The following is a 20,459-nucleotide window of genomic DNA, read 5'->3' as shown; positions in this document are numbered from 1 at the left end:
GGATTCATTTCAGCCAGTCTTTTCGACTAGGATCTAGTTTCCAGTAAACTTCCCGATTAATTCTTGCCAGGTTTCTGGTGAAAAAACTGAGCCCTTACCGTTTCCGATAATGTTATAGCCAATCATCAGAGACACGAAAAAGAGAATCACGGCTACCAAGAGAACCAACAGAACAAGGCCAATCTGCCGGCCTAAATATTTAAGATTTTCACTCATCGTCTTCTTCCTTTACACGCTTCACTTTGGCTCCCAAGGCTGCCAATTTCTCATGGAATTTATAGTAGCCTCGGTCTAAGTGTACGAGCTTGCTGACCTTAGTCTCGCCTTCAGCAATCAAGCCCATCAGAATCAAAGTCGCACTGGCCCGAAGGTCAGTTGACATGACTTCAGCTCCCTGAAGACTGCCACCGCCCCAGATACGAGCTGTATCACGCATGATATCAGAGTGCAGCCCCATCCGACGCATTTCCTCCAGATGCTGGAAGCGGTTCTCAAAGACAGTCTCAATCATCGTAGACTCGCCCTTGGCCATAGCCATGAGCGCCGTAAACTGAGCCTGCATGTCCGTTGGGAAGCCTGGATAAGGAAGGGTCTTGACCGAAACCGGTCTCAGCTTCGAAACATCGGAACGAATCCGAATCCCTTCATCTTCCTCTGTCACTTCCACTCCCATTTCCTGCATTTTGGAAAGCAAGGGACGATTGTGCTCCCAAATGGCATCCTCAATCAGCAGGTCACCGCTGGTCATAGCTGCAGCAACCATAAAAGTTCCTGCTTCAATACGGTCTTGAACCACATTATGCTTGGCCCCTCGCAGCTGATCCACTCCGACAATAGTCAGAGTCTCAGTACCTGCTCCTCTGACCTTGGCTCCCATTTCATTTAAAAAGAGGGCTAGGTCAACGATTTCAGGCTCCCGAGCAGCATTTTCAATCACTGTCGTGCCTTGAGCCAGCGTTGCAGCCATCATGATGTTTTGCGTTGCTCCCACACTAGGAAAGTCCATGTAAATGTGGGCACCCTTGAGTCGCTCTGCCTTCGCTTCGATATAACCCGCTGTCTGGGTAATCTGAGCTCCCATGGCTTCTAAGCCCTTCAGGTGCAAGTCAATAGGCCGGCTGCCAATCGTACAGCCGCCTGGCATGGAAACCTTAGCATGACCATTACGAGCCAGAACTGGCCCCAAAACAACGATAGACGCCCGCATTTTGCTGACGTATTTGTAAGGCGCCTCCTCAGACAAGGGCTGGGTGGCATCCACAACAACTGTATTTTCTTCCTGATTAAAATCCACCTGAGTGTTTAAACCGCGGACCACATTGTTCATGGTAAAGACATCAGACAAGACCGGAACATTTTTCAAAACAGACTGACCTTCGCTAGCCAAGACTGTCGCTGCTAAGAGAGGCAGGACCGCATTTTTTGCTCCTTCAATCTTGACCTTTCCGACCAAGCGATTATCTCCACCTTGAATAATAATTTTTTCCATACCGATTCCTTACTCTAAATTTTTAAAATCATCCATACTATCATACCATAAAATCAAAAATATGACCTTATAAAGTACCGTTAAAAATCGCCCGGCTCATATCGTAAATACCAATGAAAAAAAGGCTGACTAAATAGCCCAAGGCAATACTGAACAAGAGAATCAAAAAGCGAATCTTCATCGCATTATCGGCATTAACCTTGAAAAATCTCTCCCACTCAACAACAGTTGACAGCAGATGAAAGGCAAAGAAAATAAAGAGCAAATGACTGCATAATTTAAAAACAACTTCTACCATAACTTTTATTATACCACAAGACCCGAATAAGAGACGAACTAAACAGTCCTGCCCTTTTTCTTTGGAAAAGAAAACTGAGACAGACCTGCCTCAGTTTTGCGTATTCAGTTTGTATTCAAGAAACCAAATCTCGTCAGATGAAAGATGACTTCCATCAATCTAGACAAAATAGCTTCTTATAATCTTGTTCCGACATTGATCCGGTTGATTGCCCGCTGCAGGGCGATCTTAGCCCGGCGTTCTTGATCAATCAAATGCTTATCATGTGCTTCTTCGATTTCTTGCTCAGCTCGGAGCTTAGCTCGCTCAGCCCGACTAATGTCGATATCTCGCTCACGCTCAGCTGAGTCTGCCACAATGGTAATGACATTATCTGCAATTTCAATGATTCCGCCGTTGACCGCAATCCAGTCGATATGCTTGTCATCATCAACCCGGCGCACCTTAACCTGATCCACTTCTAAAACAGCGATGGTATTGATGTGGCGGGGCAAAATCCCCAGCTCGCCATCAATGGTCTTTACGGAAACAAATGCAGCATGGTGATCATAAATAAGACCATCCGGTGTCACGATTTGTACTGTCATTTGAGCCATCATTCACCTCTTAGAATCCCATTTTCTCAGCCTTGGCCAATACATCCTCGATGGAGCCCACACCACGGAAGGCGTCTTCTGGCAGCTTATCGTGCTTACCTTCAAGGATTTCTTTGAAACCACGAACCGTTTCAGCTACTGGTACATAAGAGCCTGGCTGGCCGGTAAATTGCTCCGCCACATTGAAGTTCTGTGACAGGAAGAACTGGATCCGGCGCGCACGTGCAACCAGCGTCTTCTCATCATCTGACAACTCGTCCATACCAAGGATAGCAATGATATCCTGCAATTCATGATAACGTTGCAAGACCCGCTTAACCTCTGCTGCCACTGCATAGTGCTCTTCTCCGACAATCTCTGGTGAAAGGGCACGAGAGCTGGAAGCGAGTGGATCCACAGCTGGATAAATCCCCAGCTGAACCAATTTCCGTTCTAGGTTGGTCGTAGAGTCCAAGTGAGCAAAAGCTGTCGCTGGCGCAGGGTCAGTATAGTCATCGGCTGGCACATAAATAGCCTGGATGGAAGTAACGGAACCTTTCTTGGTCGATGTGATCCTTTCTTGTAACTGTCCCATTTCTGTTGCAAGTGTTGGTTGGTAACCAACGGCTGACGGCATGCGGCCCAAAAGGGCAGACACTTCCGAACCAGCCTGCGTAAAGCGGAAGATGTTGTCAATAAAGAGCAGCACGTCCTGACCTTCCACATCGCGGAAATATTCGGCGATAGTCAGTCCGGTAAGAGCAACCCGCATCCGAGCTCCTGGCGGTTCATTCATCTGACCAAAGACCATAGCGGTCTTTTCGATAACGCCAGATTCTTTCATTTCCCAGTAGAGGTCATTCCCTTCACGCGTCCGTTCACCAACACCCGTAAAGACAGAAATCCCTCCATGTTCTTGGGCAATGTTGTGAATCAATTCCTGAATCAGGACAGTCTTACCTACTCCGGCACCACCAAAGAGACCAACCTTCCCACCTTTCAGATAAGGAGCTAGGAGGTCGATAACCTTGATCCCTGTTTCCAGGATTTCTGATGAAGTTGATAGTTCATCAAAGGTCGGTGCCTTTTTATGAATCGGCTGGCGCTCTGCATCTTCTGCAAAAGGCGCATCCAAGTCAATAGTATCCCCAAGGACATTGAACACCCGCCCCAGAGTTTCCTTGCCAACTGGCACAGAAATCGGACGACCAGTATCCAAGACCTCCAAACCACGCGTCAAACCATCGGTCGACTCCATGGCAATGGTCCGCACCACACCGTCACCAAGCTCAAGAGCTACTTCAAGGACGATTTTTGATTTTTTCTCATCATTTTTATAGACTACAAGTGCATTATTTATCTCAGGTAGCTTGTCTCCAGCAGCAAACGCAACGTCTACGACCGGCCCGATAACCTGAGCAATTTTGCCTGAGCTCATGTTTTTTCCCTCGTTTAATTTCTAATTCATTTGTGGCCTTATTCCAGGGCACTTGCACCCGCCACGATTTCAGTAATTTCCTGCGTAATGGCAGCCTGCCGAGCGCGGTTGTACTGAATAGTCAAATCGCTGATAACCTTTTTAGCATTGTCTGTCGCTGTCTGCATAGCAGTCATACCGGCAGCATTCTCAGCCGTCTTGGCATCAATAATGGCACCGTAAATCATGCTCTCTGCAAACTGGGGTAGCAGTTGGTCCAAGATAGAATCCCGACTGGACTCCAGTTCCAGATTCAGCGTATAATCTGCATCAGCTTCATTAGGATCCAAGTCAATGATTGGCAGCATCTGCTCCACCCGCATCTGACTGGTCAGACTGTTGACATGGTGGTTATAGCAGACATAGAGCTCATCAAAGAGCTCATTCTGATACATCTCAATGGTCTTGCTAATAATTTTACGGACCTCATCAAAGCTAGGCTGGTCGGCTAGACCACGCAGCTCATAAACCGGCTGAATGCCCCTAGCTCGGAAGAAATCAGCACCAACACTTCCGATACAGATGACTTCAAAGTCCTCTCCTGTCGGATGGTACTCAGCTTTCAGCTCCATCAAAGCCTTAAGGATAGTCGCATTGTAGCCACCTACCAGCCCGCGGTCAGAAGTAATGACGATATAGGCTGATTTCTTAACTGGCCGACTGATTAACATCGAGTGATGACGGGCATTTTCTGCCTCGTGGCCATGCAGCATATCCGTAACTAACTTACGCACTTTCTGGGCATAGACCTGAAAATTCTTAGCTGCTTCCTCAGATTTTCCCAGCTTAGCAGCAGAAACCATCTGCATGGCATTGGTGATTTGACTGGTGTTTTTCGTGGATGCAATTTTATTTTTAATATCATTTAATGAAACTGCCATCTGACACCTCTATTCTTATTTGAAGCTAGACTGGTCAATAAACTCAGTAATGGCAGCATCCAAGACTTCTTCACTTGGAAGGTCTTTCGTTGTCCGAATGGTTTCATAAATGCTTTCTTGATGTGCATCAAAGTAGGCAAATAGTTCTGACTCAAAGCGCAGAATATCGTCTACTGGCACACTGTCTAAGAAACCATGGGTCAAAGCATAGAGAATCACGACCTGCTTTTCAACCGGCAGCGGCTCATGAATCGGCTGTTTCAAGACTTCTACAGTCCTGCGGCCACGATTGAGTTTGGCCTGCGTTGCTGCATCCAAATCACTACCAAACTTAGTAAAGGCCTCCAGCTCCCGATAAGAAGCCAGGTCGATACGCAGGGTTCCAGCTACTTTCTTCATAGCTTTGATTTGGGCAGAACCCCCAACCCGTGATACAGAAGAACCTGCGTCAATGGCCGGACGTACCCCAGCATTGAACAGGCTGTCGCTGAGGAAAATTTGTCCGTCAGTGATTGAAATCACGTTGGTCGCGATATAGGCCGAAATATCTCCTGCCTGCGTTTCAATAAATGGCAGAGCTGTAATTGAACCACCGCCCAGCTCATCAGAAACCTTGGCTGAACGTTCCAAGAGACGGCTATGTAGATAGAAAACATCTCCTGGAAAGGCCTCACGGCCTGGCGGACGACGGAGCAAGAGGGACAGTTCACGATAGGCCACCGCCTGCTTAGACAAGTCATCATAGACAATCAAAACATGCTTGCCATTATACATGAACTCTTCTGCCATCGCTACACCAGCATAAGGCGCTAGGAAAAGCAAGGGCGACGGCTGTGAAGCAGAGGCTGTCACGACAATCGTATAGTCCAAAGCACCATACTGACGCAGCGTTTCTACCTGCGTACGAACTGTAGATTCTTTCTGACCAATCGCCACATAGATACAAATCATATCCTGACCTTTCTGGTTCAGGATAGCATCAATAGCAATGGTCGTCTTCCCAGTCTGACGGTCCCCGATAATCAGCTCCCGCTGGCCACGGCCAATCGGAACCAAGGCATCAATAGCCTTGAGACCTGTCTGCAAAGGCTCAGATACTGACTTACGCTGCATGACACCCGGAGCCGGTGTTTCAACCGGACGTGTCTTGTCCGTGACAATATCACCAAGTCCATCAACAGGACGCCCCAGCGGATCAACAACCCGTCCAATCAAGGCCTCGCCCACAGGAACTTCCATGATTTTACCAGTCCGGCGAATGGTATCTCCCTCACGAATGTCTGTAAAGTCTCCCAAGATGATAATCCCAACATCGGTCGACTCTAGATTTTGCGCCATACCATAAGAGCCATTTTCAAAGATTAAGAGCTCTCCGCTCATAGCCTTATCCAGACCATGAGCACGCGCGATTCCATCACCAATATAAGTGACGACCCCTGTTTCTGTGACGTCAAAATTTGGCTGGAAATTTTCAATTTGTTGCTTAATTAAAGCGCTGATTTCTTGTGCGTTAATCGCCAAAATTCACACCACTTTCTATTTCAATTTTTCTTTTACGACTTGCAATTGACGTTTTATGCTTGCATCAATTGTTTTGTTATTGGCAGAGATGGCAAAGCCGCCAATCAAGCTGCTGTCCAATTCTTCCTTGAGCGAGCGGACTTTTAGGCCCATTTTCTGCTCAATAATCGGTCGAATCTTTTCCTTCTGACCGGCTGTCAAAGGCTGAACAGAGCGCAGCGTCACCTCAAACTCATTGCTGATCTTTTCAAGCTGGTGCTGACTCTCCAGCACAATCTCATAAAAGAGGTCCTCACGATGATTGAGAATGACGATTTCAATCAGATTATCAAGCAGCTGGGAGCCTGAGTTTTGAAAGAGCCGCAGACTCTTTTCTTTCTCGTGGTCACTGATGCCGATATGTGACAAAAAGTCAGCAAGGCCGGTCTCCGCGAAAACAGCCTTAATCTGACTCAGTTTTTCAAAAACATCTTCTTGCTGACCTTTTTCAAAGACCGTCTGAACAAAAGGCAAAGCATATTTCTCAATGATTGCATATTGCTTCTTATCCATCAGGCATCTCCTAACTGTTTGATATAGCGGTCAATGAGCTCGCTCTGAGCTTCCTTATCCAGTTCCTGGCTCAAAATCTTACTAGCCAGAGCCACTGTCAAGTCAGCCACTTCTCCTTTGATGCTGCTCATAGCCTCTGCCTTATTTTGGGCAATTTCCTGATTGGCTTTAGCCTTCAAGCGCCCTGCTTCTTCTGCTGCATTAGCTAGGATTCCAGCCTTGTTCTTCTCAGCTGTTTCTTTAGCTGTTTCAACAATAGTAGCAGCTTCTTCACGGCTTCCTGCCAAGGATTCTTCACGCTTTTGCGCCAAGTCTTCAGCTTTCTGACGGGCAGCTTCTGCACCATCAATATCGTCTGAAATCTTTTGAGCACGCTGATCTAAAATCCCGATAATATTGCCCCAAGCAAACTTCTTAATGAGAAATACTAAAAGAAGAAAGGAGCCGGCAATCAGGATAAAGTTGCCAATAATTTCACCTACGGTTATATTCATTTTATCTATCCTTTCTTTTTATTCTACCTCACCATTAATCTTTTTACCAAGATACATAGATGTTAGCATGGTAAAAACATAGGCTTGGATACAGGAAATAAAGATGGAAAAACCAGTCCAAACCATGTTCATAATAAAGGCAATCGGATACCAATACGCTGCTTGATGTGCCCAAGTCAAGAGCAAACCAGCCAATACTTCACCTGCAAAAATATTCCCATAAATCCGCAAGGCTAGCGAAGCAAAATTGGTAAATTCTTCCAATATATTCATGGGTGTCATGATACCTGGAGTCACAAAACCTTTTAGATATCCTTTTATACCTTGACGACGGATTCCTTCTACATGACAGAATACCGTCACTAAAAGAGAGAAGCCCAAGTCAAAGGCGAGATTGGCTGTCGGCGATGTCCAGAGATTGAAACCATTGGTTGTCTGAACCTTAGCCATTAATCCCAAGTTATTCGCCACAGCTACGAAAAGAAAGAGGGAGAATAGAAAAAGCGAGTAATTCTTCATATAATGCTCGCCAACGTTTCCCTTGGTAAAATCAATGACAAAGTCATAGATATATTCCAAAGCATTCTGCTTTCTTGACGGCTTAATCGTCATCTTTCGACTTGCCCAATAAACAAGTCCAAAAGTTACAAACACCGTCAGCAGAGTCATGGCCAGCAGGGTCAAATCAAAGGTCACAGGACCTATATTGATAGTTGGATTGATACTTTCTTCCAACAGATGACACCCCCTTTTCTAAAGAGAATCCTTTCTTATTTGATAACAAAGGACATAGCCAGCGTTACAAAGAAAGTACCTTCAACAAAGGCTACTCCCAAGATTAGGAGGCTTCGTAATTGACCGATAATTTCTGGCTGACGAGCTGCTGCCTTAAATAGATTGCTCATAATCATACCTTCAGCAATTGATACGCCCAAGCAGGCCAAACAAAGTCCTAAATATGTTAAATTCATGATGACTTCTCCTTTATATTTTAAAATTTACTTCCTTAGTTTACTCCTAAAATATCGAATAGTCAATCTTTTGCCACCATTGTAAGCGTTTTTTGTTTCATTCTTTTGATTTATAAATTTTCCTGTCAAAACAATTGAATTATTGTTGATATACAAACTATTCTGCTATATAAATAAGAAGAAAGTGATTAAAATTTCACTTATTTCATATGTTTTTTAAAGAAAAAAGAGCAAAGTGATTATTTGCTCTTGATTTTTCTATGATTATGGATGGCTGACAATCAGCTGCAAATCCCCAGACAAGGTCCATTCTTTGACATCGCTAGGCAGGATGAAATGCTCCCCTTTTTCAAGAGGATAAACTGCACCACCAACTTCTAGCTCACCGACACCTTCCAAGACACTGACCAAGCTATAGTCTGCTGTCTTTTTAAAATTAACCGAACCAGCGATATCCCACTTATAAACAGCAAAGAAGTCATTGGCCACCAAAAGAGTAGAAGTCAAACTATCTGCCTGAATGGTAACAGGACGGCTATTGGCTGGCTCACCGATAGTTAAAACATCAATCGACTGCTCCAAATGCAGTTCACGAAGATTGCCAGCATCATCCTTACGATCAAAGTCATAGACACGGTAGGTTGTATCACTGGACTGCTGAGTCTCTAAAATCAAAATCCCCGAACCAATGGCATGCATGGTGCCACTTGGTACATAGAAGAAGTCACCAGCCTTGACTGGGATTTTGGTCAGAAGATGGTCCCAATCCTTGCTCTCAATCTGCTGGCGCAGCTCTTCCTTGCTCTTGGCATTGTGACCATAAATAATCTCTGCTCCTTCGTCTGCAGCAATGACATACCAGCATTCAGTCTTACCAAGCTCCCCTTCGTGCTCTAGTCCATAGGCATCATCAGGATGGACCTGAACACTGAGCCAGTCATTAGCATCTAAAATCTTCGTCAAAAGTGGAAAGACAGGCTCTGGGCGATTGCCAAAAAGCTCACGGTGCTTGGCATAGAGAACATCTAACTTCTGGCCTGCAAAGCGTCCGTTCTTGACGGTTGATACACCATTAGGATGAGCCGAGATAGCCCAGTACTCCCCTACATGGTCGCTGGGAATCTCATATCCAAAGACATCGCGCAGCTTGGTACCGCCCCAAATCTTCTCCTGCATCACAGACTGTAGAAATAATGGTTCTGACATAGTAGACTCCTTAAATATTTTTAACATCCAGCAAGGAATAGCCCTTGGTGTCGAAACGGTTGTTACTGCTTACATTATAATATAGCATGGGCACTTTGTCTACTCACTGCTGAAAACAGGTCCTTTATAATAAAAAAAGTAAAGCTCCCCAGCAAATGCCGCAAAGATAACCGACCAGCACATCCTTTGGATAGTGCACGCCGCCAATCACGCGCACTGCGGCCAGTCCTGCTGAAAGCAAGAGGCAGATAAGCCCCGGAAGCCAGAAAAAGTAGAGCAAGCACATGGAAATCAATGTCGCCGAAAAGACATGGCGGCTGGGCATGGATTTACCTGATGTATCCTTGGCCAACAAGGGTTGAATAGCCCATTTTTCGTAAGGTCGTGGCTGATTCAGCCATTTACGAATAGCTGACAACAGACCAAATCCGATAGCTGGTAAGACGAAAAAAGTAAGCAGCCCTTTCCAGTCTTCCGTCAGAAAGGCACTGATTAGAACGAGACCATAAACAATAGGTATGAAGAGGGTCATTCCCCTATTGAAGTAAACCAGCCCTTTCAGCCACTGAGGGCGACTGCGAAAAGGAGCCGTTAATTGTTGATAAAAAATCGTGTAGTCTTTCATGCTTTCTTACCCTGCTTTTCTAAAAGTTGGATTCTCATACTTTCTCTACTATAGCATATTTCTAGACAAGATGGTAGATGGGTAGCAAAAGAGACTGAGGCCCAGACCCCAATCTCTTATTGTTCATGTTTTCTCAGGAGTATTATTTCTCTAAGTTCCAGATTTCCTTGGCATATTGCTCAATGGTATCATCTGAGGTAAACTTATCAGATGTAGCGATATTAATCAAGCTCATGCGGGCCCATTTTTCTTTGTCACGATAGAGGGCATCAATCTTCTCTTGAGCTTCTACATAGGCATGAAAGTCTTCCAAGAGGAAGTATTCGTCATTGTGGGTAATGAGGGCTTCGTAGATTTCAGATCCTTCTTCACGGACGTTTGGAATGGTGCCGTTGACAAAGGTATCGACCACTCGGCGAATATCTGGATTGCTTTCATAGACACCGCGTGAGTAGTAATCGTGGCGGGCATAGTGCTCGTAAACTTGGTCCTTGTCCATCCCAAAGATGACAATATTGTCGTCACCGACCTCGTCCTTGATTTCGATATTGGCTCCGTCCAGTGTAGCCAGGGTAATGGCACCTGTCATCATAAACTTCATATTGGAAGTACCAGAAGCTTCCTTGGAAGCCAGAGAAATCTGCTCTGATACATCTGCCGCAGGAATGATGAGCTCAGCTAGGCTGACACGGTAGTTTTCTAGGAAGACAACCTTGAGTTTGCCTTGCAGGCTTTCATCCTTGTTGACCAGATTGGCTACTTCATTGATCAGCTTAATGACCGACTTGGCAAAGTGGTAGCCTGGAGCAGCCTTGGCACCGAAGATAAAGACGCGTGGCACCATATCCTTGTCAGGATTGTCCTTGAGGTCCCAGTAGAGCTTGATGATATGAAGCAGGTTGAGTAGCTGACGCTTGTAGGCGTGGAGGCGTTTCACCTGGACATCAAAGATGGCTTCTGTAGAAACTTCTACTCCTGTTGATTCCTTGATGAAGTCAGCCAGACGAGCCTTGGCTTCTTGCTTCACTCGATAAAAATCGCCCAGCACTTGCTGATCATCCTTGAATTCCAAAAGCTTACGCAGCTCATGGATATCACTTCTCCAGCCCTTACCAATCAGCTTATCAATCTCAGCTGACAGAGGCTGGTCAGCAATTTGCAGCCAGCGGCGCTGGATAATCCCGTTGGTCTTGTTATTAAACTTCTCTGGATAAATGCTGTAGAAATCACGCAAAGTATCTTCTTTGAGCAATTCGGTGTGGAGTTTAGCAACACCATTGATTGAATGACCACCGATGATAGCCAAGTGAGCCATGTGGATTTGATTATCTTTGACAATCCGAGTGTTTTCGATGACTTGCGGATCAAGGCCACGCCCAGCCATTTCAGCTACATAGCGGTTGTCGATTTCAAGGATAATCTGATAAACCCGCGGCAGGACATTCTTAAAAAGCTCTGCATCCCATTTTTCCAAGGCCTCAGACAGAATGGTATGGTTGGTGTAGCTCATGGTTTTAACCGTAGCATTCCAAGCATCTGCCCATTCCAGGTCGTACTCATCCACCAAGAGACGCATAAACTCAGCCGGTGCAACAGCTGGGTGAGTATCGTTAATATGGACAGAGACCTTCTCATGAATATCTTTGAGCGGACGACCTTGCTTGAGGTAGGATTTGATAATGGTCTGCAGACCTGCACTGGTCATGAAGTATTCCTGGATCAGGCGCAGCTCTTTTCCTTCGTAGCTAGAGTCGTCTGGATAGAGAATGGCAGTGATGTCTTGCACCCGACGACGAGCCTCAATGGTCGGATAGTCCAGTTCATGCTCCTCTGGAATTTCAACATCCCAAAGCCGGAGATTATTGACATTATCATTGCCAAAGCCAATCTGCGGCACATCGTAAGGAACGGCCCGCAAGGTTTTGGAATTCTCATAAAGTGGCACAATCCGGCCCTTTTCATTAGCATGGAGGGAAACATTTCCAAAGATTTTAACATCGACAATATCATGGTCCTTACGGGTCTCCCAGACATTGCCCAGACTGCCAAACCAAGCATCAGGAATTTCTACCTGATAGCCATCTACGATGCGTTGCTTAAAGAGGCCATAGCGATAGCGAATCCCATTTCCAAATCCTGGATAGCCAGTGGTTGCCAGCGAGTCCATGAAGGCAGCCGCCAAGCGACCCAGACCGCCATTGCCCAAGGCCATGTCATACTCAGCATTCTTGACATCTTCAAAGTCAACGCCCAAATCGGCAAAGCCTTCCTTAACCGTATCAAGGATACCTAAGTTGAGCAGATTTGTTTCCAGCATGCGTCCTGGAAGAAACTCGATAGAAAAGTAATAAGCTGTCTTTTGCTGCTGCTCAATCAACTGATTGCGGCGCTCTAGCCACAGGGGCGTGATATACTTGCGGACAGTGCTGGCTAAAGCCTGAAAAAGCTCCACTGAAGTCGCATCGGCAACCTTAATCAGCTGTCTTTCATGTAGAATATCCTTAAAATCTCGAATAAAACGTTCTTTTGTTAGTTCCATAGTGGATGGTTATCTCCCTTTCTTAATAGCGGGAAGCAGATTTAAACGTAGAAATACTTTTTTCAATCAAGATGGGAATCGCTCACTTCAGCCACAAGCTAAAAACAGTGCTCCAACACAGTATGATAATATATAAAAATGTAATTCTCACGGAAATCCTCCCTTGTCCCATGGACAAGAGAGGATTTTTTATACTGATTCCAAAGTAAATGTTATAGAAGTGATTGATATAAATCACTGTATGCCTTGCTGGCTGTATCCCAAGAGAAGTCTCTCTCCATCGCCTGCTCTTGCAGAGATTTCCAAGCTTCCTTGTCATCGGCATAGAGCTTGAGTGCCTCCTTGAAGGTCCAAGTCAGCCAGTAGCCAGAAAAGTTATTGAAGCTAAAGCCAGTTCCCTGTCCTGTATAGACATTGTAAGGCTCTACGGTATCACGCAGACCACCCACTTCATGCACCAAAGGCAGGGTTCCATAGCGCATAGCCATCATTTGTGACAGGCCACAAGGCTCGAAGCGGCTTGGCATGAGGAAAATATCGCTGGCAGCGTAAATCTCCTGAGCCAAGGTCACATCAAAGAGGATGTTGGCTGAAAGCTTATCAGGATAGGCATGACCAAACCAAGCGAAAGCCTGCTCAAAAGCTGGATCGCCTGTTCCCAAGAGGATAATCTGCACATCTTCTTGGAGGAGATTGTGCAGCTCTTCCACTACCATGTCAAAGCCTTTCTGACGGGTCAGACGGGAAACAATCCCAACCACTGGCACATCATCACGCACAGGCAGACCAACCCGTTCTTGCAAAGCCCGCTTGTTTTCTAGTTTACCAGATAAGTCAGATTTGTCAAAGTGATGGGCTAATAGCGGATCCGTTTCTGGATTATAGATATCTGTATCTATACCGTTGACAATTCCGACCAGCTTACCGGACTCCATCCGCAGAATTTGATCCAAATTACAGCCAAATTCTGGTGTACGGATTTCACCTGCATAGCTTGGCGATACAGTTGTCACTCGGTCCGCATAGAGAATGCCCGCCTTCATCCAGTTGAGACAGTCATTCCAACGCAGAGTTCCGTCTGCATAGCGCTCATAGCCTACTCCAAACAGTTCCCAAAGCATGCTGTCAGGGAATTGACCTTGGAATTCCAAATTATGAATGGTCAAGACGGTTTTGATATTCTGATATGCTTGAATCCAATGGTATTTTTCCTTAACCAAGAAAGGAATCATAGCTGTATGATAATCGTGAACATGCAGAACATCTGGAATGAAATCAATCCGCTCCATCAGCTCTACTGCTGCTAACTGGAAGTATGCAAAGCGCTCACCGTCATCAAAGTCCCCGTAAACATGGCCGCGGAAGAAATAATGCTGGTTGTCAATAAAATAGAAGGACACACCGTTCAAGACCAGGCGCTTGACCCCAACATACTGGCGGCGCCAGCCAACGCTGACTTCAAAATAGAAAAGGTCTTCCACCTGGTCGCCAAATTTGGCATCAGTCATGTCATAGTATGGCAGAATGACACCAACTTCATGGCCAGCCTTGACCAGTGATTTGGGGAGAGCGCCGATAACGTCTCCCAAACCACCTGTCTTAGAAAATGGGGCTCCTTCTGCTGCTGCAAATAAAATCTTCATCGAATTATGTCCTCTGTAACTTTTTGGCCCTTCTTGACTACGATTGGGTCTTCTGCAGTTCCGCGAATCACCACTCCTTCGCCAATTTCAACACCCTTGTCCACAATCGCGTACTCGACAGTTGCATTTTCTCCAACTTTCACTCGAGGGAAGAGAACACTGTGTTTGACACTGCTTCCAGTCTTAATCTTGGTATTCCGTGAAATCACAGAATTGATGACTTCACCTTCCACAATGCTTCCTGACGCAAACTGGGAGCGAGATACTTTTGAAGACTCAGCATAGTAAGTTGGCTCTTCATTCTTAACCTTGGTGTAAATCTTTTGGTTCGGACTGAAGAGAGAGTAGAATTTCTTACTTTCCAGCATATCGATATTGGATCTGTAGTAGGTCTCTACAGAATATATATTCGCCAGATAGCCTGTATATTCGTAAGCAAATGCCCCTTCCTGAGTCGCTAAATCACGCAGGACATAACGCAGTTTTTGGGGATGCTCTTTCTTAGTTTCTTCTTCTAGCTTTTCAATCAGCCAAGGAGTATCTACCACAAAGATGTCTGTAGACATATTGAAGAGCTCAGCATCTTCTCGACCATCAAAGAGTTTATGCCCTCTGACATGGTCTGTTTCGTCAATATCTAGGACAGCATTCACATCCGAGATATTTTCCTTATGCAATTTCTTGTAGACAACTGTAATCGGCTGCTCTGTTGTATTGTGCAAGTGGAAAACTTGATTGAGGTCAATATTAACCAAGACATCGCAGTTAAGAGCGACCGTTTGGTTGGAACCAGAACGTTTGAGGTAGGTCAAAAGCTGCTTATAGTATTCCTCACCGACTGTAGAGCTTTCTACACGGGTATTGTAGATTCCTAGGTAATAGTGGCTAAGCAAGGTAGACAGACCCCACTCACGACCCGAACGAATATGGTCAAAGACAGAGCTGATATTGTCCTGCTGGAAGATACCAAAGACACTGCGGATACCAGCATTGGCAAGACTTGAAAGCGGGAAGTCAATCAAGCGGTATTTCCCACCGAATGGCAAGCTGGCTACTGGACGATGATTTGTCAGAGTTGACATATCATGGAAGCCGACTGTATTTCCTAAAATTGCTGAGTATTTATCAATCTTCATCTTTTGGTACCCCCACTTTCTCGTTGTATCCGACAACATATACTTCCTCTGTACCATCAATCTCTACACCATCAGAGATGATAGCACCTTCGCCGATAATGGCCCGCTTGATCTTAGCGTCTTTGCCAATAACAGCTCCACTCATGATGACAGAGTCTTCAATGACTGCGCCCTTTTTGACTTGAGCACCAGTAGAAAGGATAGAGTGTTTTACTGTACCGTCAACGAAACAGCCATCAACGACCAGCGAATCTTCCACATGGGAATTTTCACTGATGAAGTTTGGCGGAGAAATCAAGTTGCGAGAATAAATCTTCCAGCGACGATTGCGGCTGTCCAGAGCATTTTCTGGGCTGATGTATTCCATGTTGGCTTCCCAGAGAGACTCTACTGTACCAACATCTTTCCAATAGCCTGCAAAGTCATAAGCATAAACGCTTTCGCCAGATTCTAGGTAGTTAGGGATAACATTCTTACCAAAGTCAGACATATCCACATTGCTCTTTTCAGCAGCTACCAGCATATTGCGCAGACGCTGCCAGTCAAAGATATAAATCCCCATAGAAGCCTTGGTTGACTTAGGATGTTCTGGTTTTTCTTCAAATTCAACAATCCGATTATTAGCATCTGTATTCATAATACCAAAACGGCTGGCTTCTTTGAGAGGCACATCCAGAACGGCTACTGTCAAGCTGGCATTGTTGTCCTTGTGAGATTGAAGCATGTCATCATAGTCCATCTTGTAGATATGGTCCCCAGACAAAATCAGGACATATTCAGGATTGATGCTGTCAATATAGTCGATATTTTGATAAATCGCATGGCTGGTACCTTCAAACCAACGATTTCCTTCGCTCGCAGAATAAGGCTGAAGAATGGACACGCCCGAGTTAATACCATCGAGCCCCCAGCTAGAACCATTTCCGATATGACTGTTCAGAGCTAGTGGTTGGTATTGAGTAATGACACCGACATTATGAATACCGGAGTTGGCACAGTTAGACAAGGCGAAGTCAATAATACGATAGCGACCGCCAAACTGTACCGCAGGTTTTGCGATACTCTGTGTGAGCTTTCCAAGACGAGTTCCTTGCCCGCCGGCAAGAATCAAAGCTAGCATTTCATTCTTCATAGACTATTACTCCTTTGTGGAATCTTTTTTAACATTTTTTCGAGCAATCCGACGCTTGATCTTCCAGATGCTGGCTCCAAGAGCTGGCAACGTAAAGGTCAAGGTCTGTGGATAATCTTTCCAAAGTCCTTCTTGAGACTGAACTGTTTCATTATGTTCCTTCCAAACACCTCCCCATTCTTCTAATTCAGTGTTCCATACTTCTTCATAAATGGCTTCCACTGGAACACCGATGGTAAAGTTCTTCCGCTCTACCGGTGCCATATTGAATACACAAACTAACATGTCTCCTTTTTCTGTCTTACGGATGAAGGAGAGGACACTTTGATCGGTATTATCCGCATCAATGATTTCGATGCCATCGTAGCTCAGATCAATCTCCCAAAGCGGACGATTGTCTTTATAGAAGGCATTGAGTGCAGCAGTGAAGCCCTGCATCTTCTTGTTCATCTGATCATCCAGATTAGACCATTCTAGTTGCTCTTCCGACTTCCATTCTAGGAACTGACCGAATTCTGATCCCATAAAGAGCAATTTCTTGCCCGGATGACAGATCTGATAGGTCAGCAAGTTGCGGAGCCCTGCAAATTGATTGTAACGGTCACCCCACATCTTGTGCATGAGACTCTTCTTGCCATGAACCACTTCATCATGCGAGAATGGCAGGAGGAAGTTTTCAGAGAAAGCGTACATAAAGCTGAAGGTCACTAGATTAAAATCGTACTTACGATAAATCGGATCTTCTTCGTAGAAACGAAGGATATCATTCATCCAGCCCATATTCCACTTGTAGTCAAATCCAAGACCACCCAGCTCTCTCATGCCAGTAATCTTGGTCTCTGAGGAGCTTTCCTCTGCAATCATCATGACATCAGGATGGGCTAATTTGATAACCGTATTGAGGCGTTGCAGGAAGTAATAGCCTTCATAATTGCGATTACCGCCATCTTTATTTGGCTGCCAAGGACCGCTGTCATAGTCCAGATAGAGCATATTGCTGACAGCATCAACCCGAATTCCGTCCAGATGATAAAAATCAATCCAGAATTTAATACTGGAAATCAAGAAAGACTGAACTTGATTCTTGCCCAAATCAAAGTTGAGAGCTCCCCATCCATAGTTATGAGCCCGGTCGTGATCCTGATACTCGAAAGTCGGTGTCCCATCATAGTAGGCCAAAGCATCATCATTAATAGTGAAATGACCTGGTACCCAGTCCACAATGACACCGATATTGTTCAAGTGGCATTCTTCGACGAAGTCTTGAAATTCCTCAGGTGTGCCATAGGTATGCTCAAAGGCGAAGTAGCCCATAAGCTGATAGCCCCAGCTAAGTCCCAGCGGGTGAGCCATAAGCGGCATGAATTCCACATGCGTGTAGTTCATCTCCACCAGATACGGAATCAAGTCTTCTTTTAACTGGGCAAAGCTATAAGGACTGCCGTCTTCATTGCGTTTCCACGAACCAGCATGCACTTCATAGATATTGACCGGCCGAGAGAAGAAGCCCCAGCGCTTCCGGCGTGCCAGCCAAAGACCGTCTTTCCACTTCTTCTCAGGAATAGTGCGAATGACTGCTCCCGTGCCCGGACGCTCTTCCAGATAAATAGCTAGCGGATCAATTTTCAAAATTTCCTGACCACTGCTACGCTTGATATTGTACTTGTATATATCACCTTCCTTAGGCAGCTCCGTGAAGACTTCCCAAACGCCCGCTTCATTTCGGACCATAGGAATCTGCTCTTCATACCAATTGGTGAAATCTCCAATCAAATGGACACTCTGAGCATTAGGCGCCCAAACGCGGAATGAGTAGCCAGACTTGCCGTCCACTTCTTCCTGATGCGCCCCTAGATAATGCTGCAAATGAAAGTTTTCACCTGTTGTAAAGGTTCTTAATGCTTCGTTCTTATCCATGCAATCACCTTTCTATTTGTAAGCGTTTTCTATAATACTATTCTACATTATTTTTATCTCTTTTTCAAGTAAATTTCAAATATCCTTACGGAAAATCACTAAAACCGAACATTAGCTGAAATTAGTAATAAATAAGAGAGAAAACACTGCATTTTGTGCCTCTCAGTATATTTTAATTCCTTTTTCGCTAAATATAGGAGCTATCCAAAACAAGAAAAAGATGAAAATTTTCATAAAGATATAGACCAATATGTAAATTTACATTTTAAAATAATAAGCAATTAAACATATAAATGATTAATTCTTTTCAAATGGTTCGATAATCTTGTTAAATTTACAAGTTCATCAAGGTAAGAAAAAAGGCCGCACAAAGCCGCCTTTCTCATTATTTCACATCAAACACAATGGATTTCACTTGTGTCATCGCTTCGATACTGTAACGAATCCCTTGCACTCCTGCTCCAGATCCCTTAACTCCAAGGAATGGGAAGTTATCTGGACCACGTTGGGTCTTATTATTGATATGTACAGTACCCACTTCCAGTTTTTCAGCAATTTCAAATGCTTTAGGGAAATCATTTGTAAAGACTGAAGATTGAAGACCAAACTCTGACTGGTTACAGATCTGAATAGCCTCTTCAACGGAAGTCACACGAATAATCGGAAGAACAGGACCAAATGGCTCTTCCCAAGCTAATTTCATATCCAGTGTCACATGGTCAAACAAGGCAGGCCAGATGAGATTTGCTTCACGTTTGATTTCTGTCAAGGCTGACGCTCCCTTTTCTTGAGCATCTTCAATCAAGCCCCAGATGAAATCTGCTGATGCGTTATCAATGACTGGTGTGATATCCGCATTATCAAAGGGATCACCAACCGTCAGTTTCTCTACCTCTGCCTTAATCAGCGCCGCTAATTTATCTGCTACGCTCTCCATGACAATGACACGTTTAATAGCCGTACAGCGCTGACCGGAATAACTGTATGCCCCGCCAACAATCTGCTTAGCTGCATGCTCCAAGTCAGCATCTTCTAGCACGACTGCAGCATCCTTACCACCCAATTCTAACATAATTGGACGCATACCAGCCAACTTACCGATGCGCTCACCGATTGGAGTGGAGCCAGTAAAGTTAATGTAGTTTACTTCCTTATGCTCAATGATGTAATCCCCGATTTCTGAACCACGTCCTGTGATGGTATTGAAAACACCAGCAGGCAGACCAGCCTCAGCAAAAGCCTGAGCCAAGAGCAGACCAGAGATTGAACCTTGAGTAGGTGGCTTAAACATCACGACATTTCCGCCGATAAGGGCAGGAGCAATTTTGGAACCAGACAGGTTGACTGGGTAGTTAAATGGCGCAATGGCCAGTACAACTCCTACAGGCTCACGACGAACCACAGCCAATTTTTTCTTGCTGGCAGCTTCAAAGCCGCCACCTTCCATAACCTGACCATGAATACGAATGCCTTCTTCAGCCGCATAGCGAATCAAGTCTGCTGTCCGGACTACCTCTCCGACTGCCGCTTTGATACCCTTGGCAACTTCTTTTGCAAGAATTTCGCCAATCTTCTCCTGATCGCGCTCCAAAATATCCGCAACCTTATGCAAATAAGCTGCACGCTCAACTGCTGAAAGAGCTCGCCAAGCTGGCAAAGCCGCACGAGCGCTCGCCATCGCATAGTCAACCTCTGTCTGAGTCATGGCAGGCACAGTTCCTAAAATCTCATTGTTGATAGGAGATGAGATGGTAATTTCATTTTCAGAAACTTTCCACTCTCCATTTATATAGTTTTTATATTGTGTCACTTGTCCCCTCCAAAATGTTATTAAATATTATTTTACCAAATTTTCTGAAAATTTCAACCAAAAGTTATAAATTTAAAGAATTTTTTCACAATTAAGATAGATTATCTAAGTTTGTTCATATTTAGATCTGCTTATTTTCTGTTTTCTTTGATTTCAACTTTCTGCACAAACTTCACTATGCCCTGAAGAAAAC

General features: G+C 44.9%; 19 protein-coding genes. All 19 read right to left on the bottom strand.

Annotation, left to right across the window (positions count from 1 at the left end):
* Nucleotides 1-33: 33 nt before the first annotated feature.
* The 19 genes from HMPREF9380_RS06750 to HMPREF9380_RS06840 all read right to left on the bottom strand — a co-directional run bounded on the left by HMPREF9380_RS06750 (nt 34) and on the right by HMPREF9380_RS06840 (nt 20,266).
* Nucleotides 34-216 (bottom strand): DNA-directed RNA polymerase subunit beta, encoded by a 183-nt coding sequence (locus tag HMPREF9380_RS06750; RefSeq protein WP_002895988.1) that lies wholly within the window; start codon nt 214-216, stop codon nt 34-36.
* Nucleotides 209-1,489: a UDP-N-acetylglucosamine 1-carboxyvinyltransferase gene (murA, locus tag HMPREF9380_RS06755; RefSeq protein ID WP_002917491.1), complete on the bottom strand. Its 1,281-nt coding sequence runs from the start codon at nt 1,487-1,489 to the stop codon at nt 209-211. The genes HMPREF9380_RS06750 and murA overlap by 8 nt, the downstream gene beginning before the upstream one ends.
* Nucleotides 1,490-1,556: 67 nt before the next feature.
* Entirely contained in the window at nt 1,557-1,787 is a 231-nt protein-coding gene (locus HMPREF9380_RS06760) for a DUF1146 family protein (protein WP_002895990.1), read from the bottom strand.
* A 176-nt stretch (nt 1,788-1,963) separates the two neighbouring features.
* Nucleotides 1,964-2,386, bottom strand: a complete 423-nt coding sequence (locus tag HMPREF9380_RS06765) for a F0F1 ATP synthase subunit epsilon (protein WP_002904155.1) — start codon at nt 2,384-2,386, stop codon at nt 1,964-1,966.
* 7 nt (nt 2,387-2,393) lie between these two features.
* Complete coding sequence (atpD, locus tag HMPREF9380_RS06770; RefSeq protein ID WP_002895993.1) at nt 2,394-3,800, bottom strand: F0F1 ATP synthase subunit beta; 1,407 nt, start codon at nt 3,798-3,800, stop codon at nt 2,394-2,396.
* Nucleotides 3,801-3,838: 38 nt separating this feature from the next.
* Complete coding sequence (locus tag HMPREF9380_RS06775; RefSeq protein WP_002932972.1) at nt 3,839-4,720, bottom strand: F0F1 ATP synthase subunit gamma; 882 nt, start codon at nt 4,718-4,720, stop codon at nt 3,839-3,841.
* A gap of 15 nt (nt 4,721-4,735) precedes the next feature.
* Nucleotides 4,736-6,241 (bottom strand): F0F1 ATP synthase subunit alpha, encoded by a 1,506-nt coding sequence (gene atpA / locus HMPREF9380_RS06780; protein ID WP_002895997.1) that lies wholly within the window; start codon nt 6,239-6,241, stop codon nt 4,736-4,738.
* Between the two features lie 15 nt (nt 6,242-6,256).
* Nucleotides 6,257-6,793 (bottom strand): F0F1 ATP synthase subunit delta, encoded by a 537-nt coding sequence (locus HMPREF9380_RS06785; protein WP_002932970.1) that lies wholly within the window; start codon nt 6,791-6,793, stop codon nt 6,257-6,259.
* A complete protein-coding gene (gene atpF / locus HMPREF9380_RS06790; protein ID WP_002932967.1) occupies nt 6,793-7,287 on the bottom strand; it encodes a F0F1 ATP synthase subunit B in 495 nt (164 codons plus the stop codon). The genes HMPREF9380_RS06785 and atpF overlap by 1 nt, the downstream gene beginning before the upstream one ends.
* A gap of 18 nt (nt 7,288-7,305) precedes the next feature.
* Nucleotides 7,306-8,022 (bottom strand): F0F1 ATP synthase subunit A, encoded by a 717-nt coding sequence (gene atpB / locus HMPREF9380_RS06795; RefSeq protein WP_002896002.1) that lies wholly within the window; start codon nt 8,020-8,022, stop codon nt 7,306-7,308.
* Between the two features lie 35 nt (nt 8,023-8,057).
* Nucleotides 8,058-8,258: a F0F1 ATP synthase subunit C gene (locus tag HMPREF9380_RS06800; RefSeq protein WP_002896005.1), complete on the bottom strand. Its 201-nt coding sequence runs from the start codon at nt 8,256-8,258 to the stop codon at nt 8,058-8,060.
* 264 nt (nt 8,259-8,522) lie between these two features.
* A complete protein-coding gene (manA, locus tag HMPREF9380_RS06805) occupies nt 8,523-9,464 on the bottom strand; it encodes a mannose-6-phosphate isomerase, class I (RefSeq protein WP_032907290.1) in 942 nt (313 codons plus the stop codon).
* A 124-nt stretch (nt 9,465-9,588) separates the two neighbouring features.
* Nucleotides 9,589-10,089: a phosphatase PAP2 family protein gene (locus HMPREF9380_RS06810; protein WP_002932954.1), complete on the bottom strand. Its 501-nt coding sequence runs from the start codon at nt 10,087-10,089 to the stop codon at nt 9,589-9,591.
* A 142-nt stretch (nt 10,090-10,231) separates the two neighbouring features.
* Nucleotides 10,232-12,628, bottom strand: a complete 2,397-nt coding sequence (locus HMPREF9380_RS06815) for a glycogen/starch/alpha-glucan phosphorylase (protein WP_002932951.1) — start codon at nt 12,626-12,628, stop codon at nt 10,232-10,234.
* A 212-nt stretch (nt 12,629-12,840) separates the two neighbouring features.
* Nucleotides 12,841-14,271, bottom strand: a complete 1,431-nt coding sequence (gene glgA, locus HMPREF9380_RS06820) for a glycogen synthase GlgA (protein WP_002932950.1) — start codon at nt 14,269-14,271, stop codon at nt 12,841-12,843.
* Nucleotides 14,268-15,407: a glucose-1-phosphate adenylyltransferase subunit GlgD gene (gene glgD, locus HMPREF9380_RS06825; protein WP_032907288.1), complete on the bottom strand. Its 1,140-nt coding sequence runs from the start codon at nt 15,405-15,407 to the stop codon at nt 14,268-14,270. Before glgD ends, glgA begins: the two co-directional genes overlap by 4 nt.
* Nucleotides 15,397-16,539 carry a glucose-1-phosphate adenylyltransferase gene (locus HMPREF9380_RS06830; RefSeq protein WP_002897914.1) on the bottom strand — a complete coding sequence of 381 codons (1,143 nt, stop codon included), beginning with the start codon at nt 16,537-16,539 and terminating at the stop codon, nt 15,397-15,399. The genes glgD and HMPREF9380_RS06830 overlap by 11 nt, the downstream gene beginning before the upstream one ends.
* Nucleotides 16,540-16,545: 6 nt before the next feature.
* Nucleotides 16,546-18,456 carry a 1,4-alpha-glucan branching protein GlgB gene (glgB, locus tag HMPREF9380_RS06835; RefSeq protein WP_002932948.1) on the bottom strand — a complete coding sequence of 637 codons (1,911 nt, stop codon included), beginning with the start codon at nt 18,454-18,456 and terminating at the stop codon, nt 16,546-16,548.
* Nucleotides 18,457-18,841: 385 nt separating this feature from the next.
* Nucleotides 18,842-20,266, bottom strand: coding sequence for an NADP-dependent glyceraldehyde-3-phosphate dehydrogenase (locus HMPREF9380_RS06840; protein ID WP_002900753.1), 1,425 nt, complete (start codon nt 20,264-20,266; stop codon nt 18,842-18,844).
* Between the last annotated feature and the right edge of the window lie 193 nt (nt 20,267-20,459).

Origin of the sequence: Streptococcus sanguinis SK49 (assembly GCF_000212815.1) — a bacterium.
Taxonomy (GTDB): Bacteria; Bacillota; Bacilli; order Lactobacillales; family Streptococcaceae; genus Streptococcus; species Streptococcus sanguinis_C.
Note: the sequence above shows the minus strand (reverse complement) of the source record. Positions and strands in the feature narration are given on the sequence as shown.

Coding starts and splice junctions, on each gene's coding strand:
- glgD (WP_032907288.1), bottom strand. CDS start 15,407: ATGAAGATTGATAAATACTCAGCAATTTTAGGAAATACAGTCGGCTTC.
- HMPREF9380_RS06775 (WP_002932972.1), bottom strand. CDS start 4,720: ATGGCAGTTTCATTAAATGATATTAAAAATAAAATTGCATCCACGAAA.
- HMPREF9380_RS06815 (WP_002932951.1), bottom strand. CDS start 12,628: ATGGAACTAACAAAAGAACGTTTTATTCGAGATTTTAAGGATATTCTA.
- manA (WP_032907290.1), bottom strand. CDS start 9,464: ATGTCAGAACCATTATTTCTACAGTCTGTGATGCAGGAGAAGATTTGG.
- glgA (WP_002932950.1), bottom strand. CDS start 14,271: ATGAAGATTTTATTTGCAGCAGCAGAAGGAGCCCCATTTTCTAAGACA.
- glgB (WP_002932948.1), bottom strand. CDS start 18,456: ATGGATAAGAACGAAGCATTAAGAACCTTTACAACAGGTGAAAACTTT.
- atpD (WP_002895993.1), bottom strand. CDS start 3,800: ATGAGCTCAGGCAAAATTGCTCAGGTTATCGGGCCGGTCGTAGACGTT.
- HMPREF9380_RS06750 (WP_002895988.1), bottom strand. CDS start 216: ATGAGTGAAAATCTTAAATATTTAGGCCGGCAGATTGGCCTTGTTCTG.
- murA (WP_002917491.1), bottom strand. CDS start 1,489: ATGGAAAAAATTATTATTCAAGGTGGAGATAATCGCTTGGTCGGAAAG.
- HMPREF9380_RS06785 (WP_002932970.1), bottom strand. CDS start 6,793: ATGGATAAGAAGCAATATGCAATCATTGAGAAATATGCTTTGCCTTTT.
- HMPREF9380_RS06765 (WP_002904155.1), bottom strand. CDS start 2,386: ATGATGGCTCAAATGACAGTACAAATCGTGACACCGGATGGTCTTATT.
- HMPREF9380_RS06760 (WP_002895990.1), bottom strand. CDS start 1,787: ATGGTAGAAGTTGTTTTTAAATTATGCAGTCATTTGCTCTTTATTTTC.
- HMPREF9380_RS06800 (WP_002896005.1), bottom strand. CDS start 8,258: ATGAATTTAACATATTTAGGACTTTGTTTGGCCTGCTTGGGCGTATCA.
- HMPREF9380_RS06830 (WP_002897914.1), bottom strand. CDS start 16,539: ATGAAGAATGAAATGCTAGCTTTGATTCTTGCCGGCGGGCAAGGAACT.
- atpF (WP_002932967.1), bottom strand. CDS start 7,287: ATGAATATAACCGTAGGTGAAATTATTGGCAACTTTATCCTGATTGCC.
- HMPREF9380_RS06810 (WP_002932954.1), bottom strand. CDS start 10,089: ATGAAAGACTACACGATTTTTTATCAACAATTAACGGCTCCTTTTCGC.